This is a genomic window from Gammaproteobacteria bacterium (assembly GCA_040183005.1).
Classification (GTDB): Bacteria; Pseudomonadota; Gammaproteobacteria.
On the sequence record JAMPIW010000002.1, the window covers coordinates 388,745 to 401,830 of the forward strand.

A 13,086-nucleotide genomic window follows, 5' to 3' on the forward strand; every position below is an offset into this window, starting at 1 on the left:
TTTGCGCAGTGCGGCGTCACGCTTCGCTCATGTGCAACAAGCACACTACGCTCAGCGTTCCTGGCCCTGCGCCCCCTGTATATGAAGGGCGGCCTCCGTCGCAGGGATGATTTATTCACGGATAGGCTCTCAGTCGCGGAAATTGGTGAACTGCACAGGCAGATCAAGTTTGGACTGCCGCAACAGCGCGATAACCTCTTGCAAATCATCGCGTTTCTTTCCCGTAACACGCACCTGCTCGCCCTGGATCGCAACCTGCACTTTCGCCTTGCTGTCCTTTATAAGTTTCACAATCTTTCTGGCCTGCTCGGCATCGATCCCCTGGCGCACGGTGAACGGTTGACGCGCCTTGTTACCGGCGGCCTCTACCTTACCCTTATCCAGGCAAGCAATATCCACGCCACGTTTGGCGAACTTGCCCAACATGATATCCAGCATCTGATCAATCTGGAATTCGCTGCTGGCATGGAGAGTGACCACAGCATCGGCCTGCTCAATGTGCGCGCCCGACCCCTTGAAATCAAAACGCGTGGCAATCTCACGGTTGGCCTGATCCACCGCGTTACGCACTTCCGGCATGTTTACTTCCGATACCACGTCAAAGGATGGCATATATCTTTAAAACCTCTAGCGAACAACATCAACCACGCGGATGATGCCTGGCATGCAGACTCTTCAACCGCTCTTGTGCGACATGAGTATAAATTTGCGTGGTGGATAAGTCACTGTGCCCGAGCAGCATCTGCAAAACGCGCAAATCGGCACCATGATTCAGTAAATGGGTGGCGAACGAATGGCGCAGCGTATGCGGGGAAATCCTGGCAGCGGCGATTCCGGCCTGTTGCGCGTAGCGCTTGATCAGATACCAGAACGCTTGACGCGTCATCGCCGCGCCGCGTTGCGTCACAAACATCGCGACGCATTGCCTCCCTTTCAGCAGTTCAGGCCGTCCCTCGCGCAGATAACGCTCCAGCCATAACAGCGATTCCTCACCGATCGGGACAAGACGCTCCTTGCCACCCTTCCCTGTGATACGCACCACGCCCTGACTTAAATTCACCTGCGCAACACCTGCGCCCACCAGCTCTGAAACGCGTAGGCCGCTGGCATAGAGCAGCTCCAGCATGGCACGGTCACGCAAGCCCAACACTTCCTCAGTCGGGGGCGCGTCGAGCAATGCCTCCACCTCTGTCTCGGTCAACGACTTGGGCAAGGGGCGCCCCAGCTTGGGTGCGTCGATGAGCGCGCTGGGATCGGCCGCCAAACGCCCCTCCCGCACCAGATACTGATAAAACCGCCGCAGACAGGACAGTAAGCGCGCCATGGAACGAACATGCTTTCGCGTCGCCAGATAACCGGACAAATCCTCCGGCCCTGCGGAAATAAGAGCCTTGCCCTGCGCTGTCAGCCATGCCGCAAAACCGGCAAGATCCGTGCGATAAGCCGCCAAGGTATTGGCGCTTAAACCGCGCTCCATCCATATCGCATCGAGAAACACCTCGATGGCGGCAAGGTCCGCATCACAATCGACTTTCATGATCCAGCAACCAGCGCTTGATAGCCAGTCCTTCGCCTGAAACCGCGCCGGAATATCCTCCCAACCCGCTCGCACTGACGACACGATGACAGGGCACAACAATAGGGATCTGGTTGGCCCGGCACGCCCCACCCACCGCGCGCGGGCCACTGCCAAGCCGCAGGGCCAAATCACCATAGCGGCACGGTTTGCCGGGCGGCACCTCGCACAGCGTCTGCCATACGCGGCGTTGAAAAGGCGTACCCAGCAGCGCCGACGGCAACGAAAAAACATGGGCGGGATTGGCGAAATACGCCATCAACTGCTGCGCCACCTCCCGGGCAACGGGCTCCATTGGCGGCAGGTCATCTATGCTGGGATCAAGGAAATCGATAGTGCAAAGTGCACCACGGTTAATACGGATACCAAGCTTCGCCTGAGGAAAAGGCGCGGTCAGAATGGCGTCATAGGACAACACAGCTAGGAAAAACGCCCTGGATCACGGTATAACCGACGCACCAGCTCCTCACCTTGCTTGTCTTTAGCCAGCAACTTGATAAGCTGCCGATGCGCTCGCAGGCGAAGCTCCAGCGTATCACCCTCCTGCGCCAGTATTGCGAAGACCGCGCGCGCCTCGGCTGGCTGCGTGGCCATCAAGTACAGCGCAGCAGCAAACCACGGCTCGAATTCACCCATTAATAATCGCTCACGATTTCCCACCGCACGCGCGCAGCTCCGATAGGCGTCCCATACCGTATCAGCGGTGATGGTAAACAGACCGTCTTTCGCCAATGCGCCTTGATCCAAAGACAGCACCTGCTCCAGCGCGCGCACCTGGCGGGCACAATCACCGCTGCGCTGCGCCGCCTCGGCCTGCGTGGCCCATAGCCTGGCCTTGATCGGGGCGGCTAGCTTATCATCAGCCAGCGCACCCTCCGTCTCGCGCATGATGCCTTCCGGGTTATCGCCACTACGCAGGCGCGCCAGCAAACGCAATGTGGAAGCCTCCGGCCCCGCCACAGTCAACAACGATTGAATAGCCTCGGCGGCGCGTCCGGAGACCAGCATCACCTGCGCGCGCAGCAACTGGGTTTGCGCGTCTGTATCGCCATAATCCTGCTGATAACGCAGCATCGCGGTATACGCATCGTCCTTAAGGCCATCCATGATATAGCTGCGAATCACCATCACGCGCCACTGTGCGAACGGGCGGCTTTCCCCAGCTTCACCGGGCGTCCACAGCAAGCGCAACAGCAACTCGCGCGCCGCCGCACCATGGCCCAGATCAAGATGCGCAGCCACGCCCTGCGCAAGCGCCCATCGGACAAACTCTTGCGGCATATTTTGCGGCAAGGCACCCACCCGTTGCGCTACCGTTTCCCAATCTCTCTGCTGCTGAAGGATGGCTATCCGTACCCGTTCCCATTGCGCCCAATCAGAGGGGGTTGATGAGGCAGCAGGCTGATGCACATCTATCAGATGCATCGCGAGACCGGCCGTAGCGCTTTGCCCTGCCAGCGTGGTTAATTCTTCAAATTGATCGGCATGCGCCATGGGCATGGCAAACAGCATCAGCCACAGGGCCAGGCCAAGAACCACGCGGGAGTTATTCGTCTGAGGGAAAAAGCGAGAAAAGGAAAACATAAAGCGGAAGATAGCGCGCGCAAAGGGAAACCGGCGATGCTTGTTGCAACGTCCGTCTCTCATCACAACGCGCTCACCCCGCTTGGAATTTACTACTAGAAAATGCCCGTCGGCATTTCCTTCATTCCCCTTGATTGCCAAAGAGGAATGAAGGAAAACGATATTACAGCTTTTCTTTAATGCGCGCAGCCTTGCCTTTCAGATCGCGCAGGTAGTAAAGCTTGGCGCGGCGCACGGCGCCACGGCGTTTGACCGAAACAGACTCAATGCCCGGGCTATGGGTCTGGAAAACACGCTCCACGCCCTCACCATGCGAAACCTTGCGCACGGTAAAGGATGAATTCAAGCCACGGCTGCTCTTGGCGATGACAACGCCTTCAAATGCCTGCAAACGCTCACGATTGCCTTCCTTAACCTTCACCTGCACCGTCACTGTATCGCCTGGGTTAAAAGCAGGCAACACACGAGTCATCTGCTCGGCTTCGATTTGTTGAATAATGTTCATAGTTTGTCGCTCCAATCAGTTAAATCTTAGCTTCATTGAGTCAAGCCGGTTATGCGCCTGTCCTACAACTTCTTGTATTCTCTCTGGAATTCACTCAGCAACTCACGCTGTGCCGCATCCAGTGTCAAATCCTCCAGCATGTCCGGCCGTCTTAGCCATGTCCGCCCCAGCGCCTGCTTGCACCGCCAACGGTGGATCGCCTTATGATCGCCGCTCATCAGCACCTCTGGCACCCTCATCCCGTCAACCTCTTCAGGCCGGGTATAGTGCGGATAATCCAGTAGTCCTTCGGCAAACGAATCCTGCTGCGCGGAATCTTCATGCCCCAGCACGCCGGCCTGCAATCGAGCCACGGCATCGATAACCACCATCGCCGCCAATTCACCACCGCTGAGCACATAGTCGCCAATCGACCATTCCTCGTCGATCTCGGTCAGTAGCACCCGCTCGTCAATCCCTTCGTAACGCCCCGCCACCAGCACCAGCCGGGATCGCGCGGCCAGCTCATGCACACCAGCCTGATCCAGGCGCCGTCCCTGCGGCGAGAGATAAATCACCCGGACCGGCTCCACGTCGGCAGCGCGCGCCGCACGGATGGCATCGCGCATTGGCTGCGCCATCATCACCATGCCGGGGCCGCCGCCATAAGATCGGGCATCAACCGTGCGATGACGATCATGGGTGTAATCGCGCGGGTTCCACAGCCCTAGCTGCAACACGCCCCGCTGTACCGCCCTGCCTGTCACGCCATGCTGGGTGAACCCCTCGAACATGGGCGGGAACAAGGTGACAACATCGACACGCATCCGCTAGAACTCAGGATCCCAATCGACACGCATGCGTTTCTCATGCAAATCGACCTCAACCACCACCTGGTCAATATAGGGAATCAGACGCTCCCGCTCACCCATGACCACCAGCACGTCATTCGCGCCGGTTTCCAACAGATGATCCACCGTGCCCAGCGCGACGCCGTCGAGCGTCTCGACAGCCAAGCCCACCAAATCCCTCCAGTAATACTGTCCGGAGCGAGGTGACGGCAACTGATCCCGGCACACCGCGATATCCGCACCCAACAGGGTCCTGGCGGATTCGGGATCGCTGAAACCCTCAAGCTGCGCGACGATGCCTTTGCCATGAGGGCGACCGCCCAGCAAGCTCATGGGCTTCCATTCTTCTCCCAGGCGTACCTGCCAGGGGTTATAGACCAAAATATTTTCCAGCGGATGGGTGTACGAATACACCTTGACCCAGCCGCGCACCCCGAAAATTCCGGAAATCCGCCCAACTACAACCAAATCAGAGGGATTGTCACTTGCGCCATTCAGGGTGCTCATCTATGGATGCGCCGAGGGCGGTAAGCGGGCGCATGCACCTCCCGCTGACCCTGCCTTATCAGGCGGCCTGCTGCTTGACCAGCGAAGCAACACGCTCGGAGGGCTGAGCACCTTTGGATACCCAGTAATTCACCCGCTCATTGTTTACGTTCAAGCGCACTTCGCCGCCAGTCGCAACGGGATTGAAAAACCCTACGCGCTCGATATAGCGGCCATCACGCGGATTGCGCGAATCGGTCACGACGATGTGGTAAAAAGGGCGTTTTTTCGCGCCGCCACGTGCCAAACGAATGGTTACCATTGTGTCTGCTTCCTTTGAATCAAACCTGAAAAACCCGCACAACGCGCAGGCGGAATAAAACCGGGTATTTTACGCGAATCACCAAAAAAGGGAAGCGGCAATTTCATTGCCTGGGATATGTTACGCTTTACAGTCAACTTTACCACCACACCAAAGACCAGAATCATGCCCGAAAACAAGACGCAGCGCCCCTTAGCCCCGCTCGAACTGGAAGAACGCGCCAAGGAAATATTCCCCATCGAAATGACTCCCGAAGAATTCGCCGGGCGCGATGGCGAGGGCTGGGCACCCTTTCCCTTTGGGGACTATCAATACCGGGATGCGCAACTGGACACCTGGATACAGCAATTCGGCAAAATCCTCGCCACGCCAGGCGCGGTTGAGATCTATCAGATGAAATACCTGACGCCACAGGAGCGAAACAGGCTTGCCGCGCTCAAAGCGATGATTGAGGATGATTTCTAAAAAAGCCGCGAAGGCCGCAAGCGGGCGGCGCTCCGCGGCGGTGGTTACTTCACGACAACTTTCACGGTGTCGTCCACGCTGGATGCGCTGATGTAGCCTATGGCATTTTTGTTGGTGCTGACCACCTTCTTGACCTCGGCATCCTGGTCGACGACCTTGGGTGGCAGCGCCTTGCCGGCAAAGATGTTCTGCGCCCACAGCGCCTTCATGTTGGAAACACTCTTACCGAGCACGTTGCTGGAAAAATCCGCGCGGACCGGGTTGCTCTCTCCCTGATCGACGGAAAATATCGGGCCGCCGTCCGACCAGGCTTTCGCCTCGCCCGTATAAACCTTCACGACAAATGCCTTGTCCACGGCATTGGTGTTGCCCTTGTTGACGATCACCACCACATCTCCGGCCCAGGCAGGCAGGGCCATCATGGCGCCTATACCCGCCGCCAAAATGCTACGCAAAATCACTTTCATCTTCTTTTTCTCCCGCCTTAAAATATGAAGTTAATGCTGGCCACCAACATATTCCAGTTGTTCTTGCCAGCACCCGCAACGGTTTCGCCGGTAACTACAGGCAGGGCATAGCCACGATTGAAGTGGTCTTCCAGGCGGAAACCGACGTTGTCGCTAAACTTGTAGCCTACGCCAATGGTAGCGGTCTTTTGGTAGTAAGAAGGATCGTCGCTCTGCGTGCTGTCGGTCGTAACATAGTCGTAGCGGGCGAAGGGCGTCCACTTCTCGGCAAGGGTATAGCCTGCCTGCGCGTAATAGGTTTTGCTCTTGATGCCGAAAAACTTCATCGGCGCATACTCGGCCTTGATGTCAAGATTGTTCGCCTTGTAGTCGGCCGATAATATCCACACTCTCCGGCTACCTTCGAGACCGCCTCCCTGCTGCAGCCTGCTGTCATAAGTCGAGGCCATGAAGCGCAGCCCATCCACCGGAGCATTGTAAGTAACGCGCCCGCCAACCATGCGCCGCATTTTCTCCTTGGCGGTTCCTGCAAGAACCTCAAGATCAACCACCTGGCCCGTATAACCATCCCAGGAGAGGCTACCCGCTCCGACAGCGTGATTATAAGTCAAGCCGAGGCCTCGATAGCCCTCATCGGTCATTCTTGAGGCTTCCTGATAGAGAGCCGGAGCCAACGTGGCAAGCTGCAGAAACTTGATGTCACGAATTTCGTTATACAACCCCACCGGCATCTTTATCTGGCCAGCACGCAGCGCAAGACCGGCGCTCACCTGGCGGTCGATGTAGGCCCAGTCCATGCGCGTCGTTTCTGCCGTATTATGCAGGTGCATCCAGACCTTGGTCTTGTCATCAAGTGTTGCGGCAATCACCAATGCAAGAGCACCGTAACCCCAATCACCCTTCTTGTCCGCCTCGAGATAGGCATTGCCGTTGGTACGCATATAGGCTTGATGGCCATACCCGTAAATTGAAAGCTTGTCATTTATCTCCACCGCCAGCGCTGATTGAACTCCAGCAGCCAAGCTGATGCCGCTAATGGCCACGGCTAAATACCTTTTGCAAATAGACTGCATTTCCTTCTCCTTTCCGTTAAAGTTTGAAACTACCTACCATTTTGTCCAACTGCTCTGTAGCGCTATCCAGCTTGTCGCTTTGCTGCATGGCGTGCCGGGTCTGCGCCAAACTGTTTTGCGCGACACTGGCAATCTGATCAGTTTCGCTGGTGATCTCCTGTACGCCATGCGCGACGTTTTCCGTCGCCATGGCAATTTCACGGATCAATCCACCGACACCATTGATACTGCCCAAAATGTTTTCCAGCGCCGACTGAGCATTGGCTGCCCGTTCCTTACCGATCGACGCCGCCTCTCTCCCGGACGAAATGCAGTTGACTGTGACACCGACCTCGCCCTGAATCTTCTCGATCATCTGGTTAATCTCCAAGGTCGCCTGCGAAGTGCGGCCCGCCAGATTACGTACCTCATCGGCCACCACTGCGAAGCCACGCCCCTGTTCACCAGCACGCGCCGCCTCGATGGCGGCGTTTAACGCCAGCAAATTGGTCTGATCGGCGATGTCCCGGATCACGCGGATTACCTCGCCGATATGGCTGGAACTCGCTCCCAGCGCTTGCACCATGTGGGCAGCTTCGTTCACGGAATCCGACACCTTGTGCATGCTGTCGATGGTGTCCTGAATGACCAATCCGCCCTCTTTTGCGGCCTGATAGGTTGCCGTGGCGGAGTCCGCCGCGTTGGCGCTGCTTCTATCCATCTCGGTAATTGTCGCCGATACCTCCTCCATGGCGCGGGCGATACGCGTCACCTGATCGGCCTGCATCTGCCCTCCTTGAGACAAACCTGAGGTGACTGTTGAAAGCTCTCTTGAGGAATTCCGCACATCCTTCGAGATCGTTGCCACGCGCGACATCACGCCATGCAGATTACCGATGAACTTGTTGATCAAGCTTGCAAGCTGGCCTAATTCATCGGTGCTCGCGATGTTCACCTGCTTGGTGAGGTCGGCGTCACCGCTAGCGATATCCTCAACGCGGCTTAGAATTTCTTTCAGGCTGGTAGTGATGGAAGTAATGACAAAAAAGGAGATCAGTCCCAAACCAAGAATGATCACTACCGCGACAGCGATACTGGCCATTAGCCCGCGCTGCACATTACTTTCTATCCCGGCAAATCCCGCCGCAAATTCCTTGGCTGCATGTTCCTTGGATGAGCTGAGCGTGGTATTCAAGGCCTCCAGGGTCGGCTGCATCTTGGCTGCGGATGCGCTAATATCGCCGCTTTTTACACCCAGCATGATGGAGGCGGTGTCACCGGCAGCCTGGTAATACTCGTCAAACTCCTTACCGATCTTTTCCGCACTTTCCTTCGTTCCAGGAATCTTGGTCAGTTCGCCAAGATTATTCCTGAAACTGGCTGCCTTCTCCCCTGCCAACTCCAATCCCTTCTTGTCGTTGGCCGTCACTGCGTTCTTCAGGTTTTCCTGGATACCTTTGAAATCGGCAATGAGCTGTTGCGTATTACCCAGTAACGGATAATCGACATTGCGGACCCGATCCAGCAACGCAGAAGTTGACGAAGAAAACACGTAATTGACCGCGATGCCAACCGCAAAGATCAGCACGGCGACAACCGGCAACGACCATATTTTTTGCTTGATGTTCATGCTGCATTCATCCCTATATAGTGGGCATTTGCCATTATTCTTTTGAGTCTCATGCCGCCTGTAGCGGATGGCTTCTAAAAAGGTTTAGCAGTTTTATCAAAAAAGTTTCGAAAAGCTGGCAAAGATAGGGCTTCAGGCGGGGAAATAAGAGGAATGGTAACAATGGAGAGCCGCCACCGTTGGCAAGCAGCTCTTGCAGGGCTTGACTATGTGACAGTAGACGGGGGCCTATTTGTCTATGTAAAAACTGGAGAAAATTCTCCCCAGCAAGTCATCGGAGGTAAACTCGCCAGTGATTTCGGAGAGGATGTATTGCGCCTGGCACAGGTCTTCGGCGAGTAGATCGCCGGCATGACGATGTTCGAGCTGGCGGGCCATGAAACTGCCCGCCCCGGACTGGGCCGACGTCAGTCGATTACATGAGGGGCGCGCGTTGTGCAGTGAACACACAGGATGCACGCAATTGTTCGGTGGCAACGCATCATCGGCTCATGTCCATTCGAGCATTTCGCTCATAGCAGGCTTTCCATTACCACGCCACTTCCTTCATCCCTCATTTGTTCGCGGTGACATAATAATGACGCGCCCATCAACCTACGCGAAGCCTCAGCTATGACCAAACACCAGTAATAAAATCCCAAAAATCGTGGCTGAGATACCTAATGTGAGTATCATCCAGTCACCCTGCACCAGGCCGGGCTCAAGTGTGGCCTGATCCGGTCGTTCGGGATCGTAAAAGACCCGGACTCTCTCGCCTACGGGAAATTTCTTGACATAACTCGCAGCGAATTCCGGCGTCGGGTTAGTCCCGCCTGGAAACCCAAGTTCTCGCCGGTAAGTTTGGGCGCCCACCTTGTAGCTGAACAGGATATGCGGAAACAGATCGTCGGTATCCGAGGCGAGCCTGGACTCCTCGATACTGCCTTCGGTGGAGGGCCAACGCAACGTTCTCCGACCCTTGGCGATAATCCTCAAACCCCAGAGGGTGACGACAAAACCGGCAGCGACAAAGAGGCCAAGAATGATTACATAGGGGTTCCACATCGGACTTCCAGCCTTACATCAAAGCACTAATGATACGCCAGAATGATTCACTTACGCATTCGCCAGTAGATTTCGCCGCCCAGCGCGGGGAAAAGAGCGCCAAAGAGCAAATTAAGCCGTAGCCATATCTTGGAATTCTCAATAAATGACCCGGTTTTCCGAATAAGGAAAGCGCCAGAAATAAAATCAAGGCGGAGTCCGGAGCTGTTCGCCATGTTTTCCACGCGTCGCGGTGAGAATACGCTAACGTGACCAAACTTTGGCGCGGTACGACGGATTCTCTTCTGCCAATAGGATGCCGCCCACTTTGGCGTAACAGGAAAACCACCGATCATGACCCCGCCGGGCGCTAGCGCGGCAGACAGCCGATGGGTCAATTGTTCCGGCTCAAAGAGATGTTCCAGAAGGTGGAGCACGATGATCACGTCGTATTTTTCATCCAGGAAAAAATCGGGCAGATCAACATTAGCCTCGATCTGCCTGGTATAGCCAGACTCGCGCAATTCGGGTTGCAGCCTGCAATCCACCGCCACCCAGGACTCAATATCGGCAAACCCGGCATCTCGCGTGAAGCGCAGCATTTGCCCTCGGTCAACGCCAATCTCGCACACGCGCAACGGCCGCCCAAGCCGGGTTCGCTCCTCTCGGAGCAAATTGTACATAAACCAGTAACGCAGCAATTTGACCGGGTAGCGAGTGACGCGAGGTTTGACAAAAATGTCTTTTACCCAGTTCTGCGCATCAATGACAGCCAGGTTCCAATTCCATGCGGAGTCTAACGGAGTTGCTGATGGAATCGAACATGGTTCTTGTTTGTTCAAAATCATTGCCTACTTTCTCCTGCGGTTACGAATAGGGACGAGGGACAGCGCAGACGCGCCCGCCTCTGCGAAACTCAGTCGCGTCATTCGTCCTTGCCTTCGGCGGATTTTCGCTCATGCTCTTCGCCCGTATCCTTGGATTTCTCCTTAGCCTCCTTGCCCTGATCTTCACCCGACGCGCCGAGCAGATTGCCAGCGGCCTGCTTGGCCTGGTCGATCACCCCCTGTGCCGATTGCTCGGCCTTGCCCAACACCCTTTGGGCAGACTGTTCAGCCTGTTCACAACCCGCCAGGCCGACGACCGCCAGCGCGATCACAACGACTCTCATACGTGCCATGGTCCCTGCCGCTTTCATTGAATTCAGACTCGATTGAATCACGCCATTACTCGCCATTGTTGGCAAAGCCCAGAAGGTGCAGCAGGCTGGTAAAGAGGTTGAAGATGGCGACGAACAGCGTCACTGTGGCCATGATGTAATTGGTCTCGCCGCCGTGGATGATATTGCTGGTCTCATACAGGATCAGCCCCGCCATGAGCAGCACGAACATGGCGGAGACGGCCAGCGACAGGGCGGGCAGCTCAAAGAATATTGCGCCGAGGCCGGCAAGGAAGGCCACCAGGATGCCGACCATGAGAAAGCCGCCCATGAAACTGAAATCCTTGCGGCTGGTCACGGCATAGCCGGAAAGACCGAGGAAAACGGCTGCAGTCGCGCCCATCGCGGTCATCACGATCTGACCGCCATTGGGCAGACTGAGATAGCTACTGAGGATAGGCCCGAGGGTGTAACCCATAAAGCCGGTGAGAGCGAAGACGAACCCCAGGCCCAGACTGCTGTTTTTGAATTTGGCGGTGAGGAAGAGCAACCCAAAATAGCCGATCAAGGTGACAATCAGGCCAGGATGGGGCAAATTCAGCGCCATCGACGCGCCCGCTGTGAGAGCGCTGAATGCCAGCGTCATTGATAACAGCATATAGGTGTTGCGTATGACCTTATTGGTTTCCAGAACCGATGTCTGGGCACGGCCAAGGGACGTTATTTGCGAATTCATGTTCATGGGGCATTACCTCTAAATGAGAGTTGAATGATTGGCTCCGCTGTGGACTCAACATTCCACCAGCGAGTCGGAGGCGGGTTCCTGACGCGACGACATACGAACCGGCCGTCGTTGGCGGGCAATGTGGCGCGCCGCTGTCCTGCCGACCCGTTCCGCCGCACGGTCGATGGCGACATAGAGATCGGCTTCAGTATTCTCGATGACCACATCGGCCAGGTGCGCCAAGCGCACCTGGATTTGGCAGCACTTGTCTGCACCGCCGCGCGGGCCGTTGACATCCGACAGGCGCACCCTGGCCTGGGAGATTTGGTCAGCACAGCCCCCCAACGCATGATGCAAGCGCCTCGTGACATGCTCGCGCAGGGCTTCGGTGGTGGTAAATCCATGCGCATAAATATTGATTTGCATATAAGTCCGCCTTCTGAAATACCCCCTCGGGGGTGGTGAGTGAACCCTACGCATTCAGCATAGGCGTCCATTATCACCAAGAAAAGCAGTATTATTTTGCTATATCATTCGGGATTAACGAACTATTGAGGTACCGCCATGCTTAATTACCTTGTTGAACTCACTACCTCTTAAAGATTCGAAAAATCGCGCCGTTACATAAATATCGCGGCCAGTATTCTCTATAAAGAACGGATTATTTTGCTTCTCATTGGAGCAAAAACCTGATATTTTCGAACTTGATTACCCGAAAACCAAAATCGAGGCGTGGCAAATCTCGAGGAGGATCAAAATGAATCTGCGAAACACAATCTGCGGTACTGCGCTCCTGCTGCTGTTTTTTTCTGCCGGACAGACACGCGCGGAGGGGGGTATTAACAACATAGCCGCTCCTGCTGTAACTCCTGAAAATTCTGAATTTTTGTGCGACGCGAGGAATGGCTGCATCGGATGGCGTCACTGGGAATTACCCGATCCTGGCCCGGCAATACCCGAAGAACTCGGACCCAGCTTTTTTAGAGGCCCCACCATCAATACCCTAATCCGGACAAACGTTAATACCATACCTCCAGCAGATGGTGTTTTTTCGCGTGTCCACTGCTAAACGGACTTTGGCGGCCAGACCTTGCTGGGCAAGAGTACGATGACCTTGGGAGCAATCAATGAGGAGGATCAAAATGAATCTGCGAAACACAACCTGTGGGACTGCGCTCCTGCTGCTGTTTTTTTCTGCCGGACAGACACACGCGGAGGGGGGCATTAACAACATGACCATTCCTGCTGTAACTCCTGAATTTA

General features: G+C 55.7%; 17 protein-coding genes and 1 pseudogene. 1 reads left to right on the forward strand and 17 read right to left on the reverse strand.

Translation table 11 applies throughout. The features are described from left to right. Positions 1 to 129 precede the first annotated feature (129 nt). The 8 genes from M3A44_03430 to rpsP all read right to left on the reverse strand — a co-directional run bounded on the left by M3A44_03430 (position 130) and on the right by rpsP (position 5,303). Complete coding sequence (locus M3A44_03430; GenBank protein MEQ6340710.1) at positions 130 to 612, reverse strand: YajQ family cyclic di-GMP-binding protein; 483 nt, start codon at positions 610 to 612, stop codon at positions 130 to 132. Between the two features lie 28 nt (positions 613 to 640). Next, positions 641 to 1,537: a site-specific tyrosine recombinase XerD gene (gene xerD, locus M3A44_03435; protein MEQ6340711.1), complete on the reverse strand. Its 897-nt coding sequence runs from the start codon at positions 1,535 to 1,537 to the stop codon at positions 641 to 643. Beyond that, positions 1,521 to 1,994, reverse strand: coding sequence for a methylated-DNA--[protein]-cysteine S-methyltransferase (locus tag M3A44_03440; GenBank protein ID MEQ6340712.1), 474 nt, complete (start codon positions 1,992 to 1,994; stop codon positions 1,521 to 1,523). The genes xerD and M3A44_03440 overlap by 17 nt, the downstream gene beginning before the upstream one ends. Before the next feature lie 2 nt (positions 1,995 to 1,996). Continuing rightward, a complete protein-coding gene (locus tag M3A44_03445; GenBank protein ID MEQ6340713.1) occupies positions 1,997 to 3,115 on the reverse strand; it encodes a hypothetical protein in 1,119 nt (372 codons plus the stop codon). Between the two features lie 208 nt (positions 3,116 to 3,323). Then, positions 3,324 to 3,665, reverse strand: coding sequence for a 50S ribosomal protein L19 (rplS, locus tag M3A44_03450; GenBank protein ID MEQ6340714.1), 342 nt, complete (start codon positions 3,663 to 3,665; stop codon positions 3,324 to 3,326). 62 nt (positions 3,666 to 3,727) lie between these two features. Further along, a complete protein-coding gene (gene trmD / locus M3A44_03455) occupies positions 3,728 to 4,471 on the reverse strand; it encodes a tRNA (guanosine(37)-N1)-methyltransferase TrmD (GenBank protein ID MEQ6340715.1) in 744 nt (247 codons plus the stop codon). A 3-nt stretch (positions 4,472 to 4,474) separates the two neighbouring features. After that, complete coding sequence (gene rimM, locus M3A44_03460) at positions 4,475 to 5,002, reverse strand: ribosome maturation factor RimM (protein ID MEQ6340716.1); 528 nt, start codon at positions 5,000 to 5,002, stop codon at positions 4,475 to 4,477. Positions 5,003 to 5,060: 58 nt separating this feature from the next. Continuing rightward, positions 5,061 to 5,303: a 30S ribosomal protein S16 gene (gene rpsP / locus M3A44_03465; protein MEQ6340717.1), complete on the reverse strand. Its 243-nt coding sequence runs from the start codon at positions 5,301 to 5,303 to the stop codon at positions 5,061 to 5,063. A gap of 165 nt (positions 5,304 to 5,468) precedes the next feature. Between rpsP and M3A44_03470 the strand changes: the two genes are divergently transcribed. Continuing rightward, positions 5,469 to 5,768 (forward strand): hypothetical protein, encoded by a 300-nt coding sequence (locus tag M3A44_03470; GenBank protein ID MEQ6340718.1) that lies wholly within the window; start codon positions 5,469 to 5,471, stop codon positions 5,766 to 5,768. 44 nt (positions 5,769 to 5,812) lie between these two features. On the opposite strand, the gene M3A44_03475 is transcribed toward M3A44_03470, so the two are convergent. The 9 genes and pseudogenes from M3A44_03475 to M3A44_03515 all read right to left on the reverse strand — a co-directional run bounded on the left by M3A44_03475 (position 5,813) and on the right by M3A44_03515 (position 12,249). Beyond that, positions 5,813 to 6,235: a substrate-binding domain-containing protein gene (locus tag M3A44_03475; GenBank protein ID MEQ6340719.1), complete on the reverse strand. Its 423-nt coding sequence runs from the start codon at positions 6,233 to 6,235 to the stop codon at positions 5,813 to 5,815. Between the two features lie 17 nt (positions 6,236 to 6,252). Further along, the gene (locus M3A44_03480) at positions 6,253 to 7,278 is read right to left on the reverse strand and encodes an OprO/OprP family phosphate-selective porin (GenBank protein ID MEQ6340720.1); all 1,026 of its coding nucleotides are present in this window, start codon (positions 7,276 to 7,278) and stop codon (positions 6,253 to 6,255) included. Between the two features lie 46 nt (positions 7,279 to 7,324). Beyond that, on the reverse strand, positions 7,325 to 8,917 hold the full coding sequence (locus M3A44_03485) for a methyl-accepting chemotaxis protein (protein ID MEQ6340721.1): 1,593 nt from the start codon (positions 8,915 to 8,917) through the stop codon (positions 7,325 to 7,327). 228 nt (positions 8,918 to 9,145) lie between these two features. After that, positions 9,146 to 9,286, reverse strand: a pseudogene (locus tag M3A44_03490) (tRNA uridine-5-carboxymethylaminomethyl(34) synthesis GTPase MnmE). Between the two features lie 237 nt (positions 9,287 to 9,523). After that, positions 9,524 to 9,961 (reverse strand): DUF3592 domain-containing protein, encoded by a 438-nt coding sequence (locus M3A44_03495; protein MEQ6340722.1) that lies wholly within the window; start codon positions 9,959 to 9,961, stop codon positions 9,524 to 9,526. 47 nt (positions 9,962 to 10,008) lie between these two features. Further along, entirely contained in the window at positions 10,009 to 10,788 is a 780-nt protein-coding gene (locus M3A44_03500) for a class I SAM-dependent methyltransferase (GenBank protein ID MEQ6340723.1), read from the reverse strand. A 77-nt stretch (positions 10,789 to 10,865) separates the two neighbouring features. Continuing rightward, positions 10,866 to 11,120 (reverse strand): hypothetical protein, encoded by a 255-nt coding sequence (locus tag M3A44_03505; protein MEQ6340724.1) that lies wholly within the window; start codon positions 11,118 to 11,120, stop codon positions 10,866 to 10,868. 46 nt (positions 11,121 to 11,166) lie between these two features. Beyond that, complete coding sequence (locus M3A44_03510; protein MEQ6340725.1) at positions 11,167 to 11,835, reverse strand: Bax inhibitor-1/YccA family protein; 669 nt, start codon at positions 11,833 to 11,835, stop codon at positions 11,167 to 11,169. A 54-nt stretch (positions 11,836 to 11,889) separates the two neighbouring features. Beyond that, positions 11,890 to 12,249: an HPF/RaiA family ribosome-associated protein gene (locus M3A44_03515; protein MEQ6340726.1), complete on the reverse strand. Its 360-nt coding sequence runs from the start codon at positions 12,247 to 12,249 to the stop codon at positions 11,890 to 11,892. Positions 12,250 to 13,086: the final 837 nt, after the last annotated feature.

Excerpts from the sequence above, each read along its gene's own strand:
- M3A44_03430 (MEQ6340710.1), bottom strand. The coding sequence starts at position 612 with ATGCCATCCTTTGACGTGGTATCGGAAGTAAACATGCCGGAAGTGCGT.
- xerD (MEQ6340711.1), bottom strand. The coding sequence starts at position 1,537 with ATGAAAGTCGATTGTGATGCGGACCTTGCCGCCATCGAGGTGTTTCTC.
- rplS (MEQ6340714.1), bottom strand. The coding sequence starts at position 3,665 with ATGAACATTATTCAACAAATCGAAGCCGAGCAGATGACTCGTGTGTTG.
- trmD (MEQ6340715.1), bottom strand. The coding sequence starts at position 4,471 with ATGCGTGTCGATGTTGTCACCTTGTTCCCGCCCATGTTCGAGGGGTTC.
- rimM (MEQ6340716.1), bottom strand. The coding sequence starts at position 5,002 with ATGAGCACCCTGAATGGCGCAAGTGACAATCCCTCTGATTTGGTTGTA.
- rpsP (MEQ6340717.1), bottom strand. The coding sequence starts at position 5,303 with ATGGTAACCATTCGTTTGGCACGTGGCGGCGCGAAAAAACGCCCTTTT.
- M3A44_03470 (MEQ6340718.1), top strand. The coding sequence starts at position 5,469 with ATGCCCGAAAACAAGACGCAGCGCCCCTTAGCCCCGCTCGAACTGGAA.
- M3A44_03475 (MEQ6340719.1), bottom strand. The coding sequence starts at position 6,235 with ATGAAAGTGATTTTGCGTAGCATTTTGGCGGCGGGTATAGGCGCCATG.
- M3A44_03485 (MEQ6340721.1), bottom strand. The coding sequence starts at position 8,917 with ATGAACATCAAGCAAAAAATATGGTCGTTGCCGGTTGTCGCCGTGCTG.
- M3A44_03495 (MEQ6340722.1), bottom strand. The coding sequence starts at position 9,961 with ATGTGGAACCCCTATGTAATCATTCTTGGCCTCTTTGTCGCTGCCGGT.
- M3A44_03500 (MEQ6340723.1), bottom strand. The coding sequence starts at position 10,788 with ATGATTTTGAACAAACAAGAACCATGTTCGATTCCATCAGCAACTCCG.
- M3A44_03505 (MEQ6340724.1), bottom strand. The coding sequence starts at position 11,120 with ATGGCACGTATGAGAGTCGTTGTGATCGCGCTGGCGGTCGTCGGCCTG.
- M3A44_03510 (MEQ6340725.1), bottom strand. The coding sequence starts at position 11,835 with ATGAATTCGCAAATAACGTCCCTTGGCCGTGCCCAGACATCGGTTCTG.
- M3A44_03515 (MEQ6340726.1), bottom strand. The coding sequence starts at position 12,249 with ATGCAAATCAATATTTATGCGCATGGATTTACCACCACCGAAGCCCTG.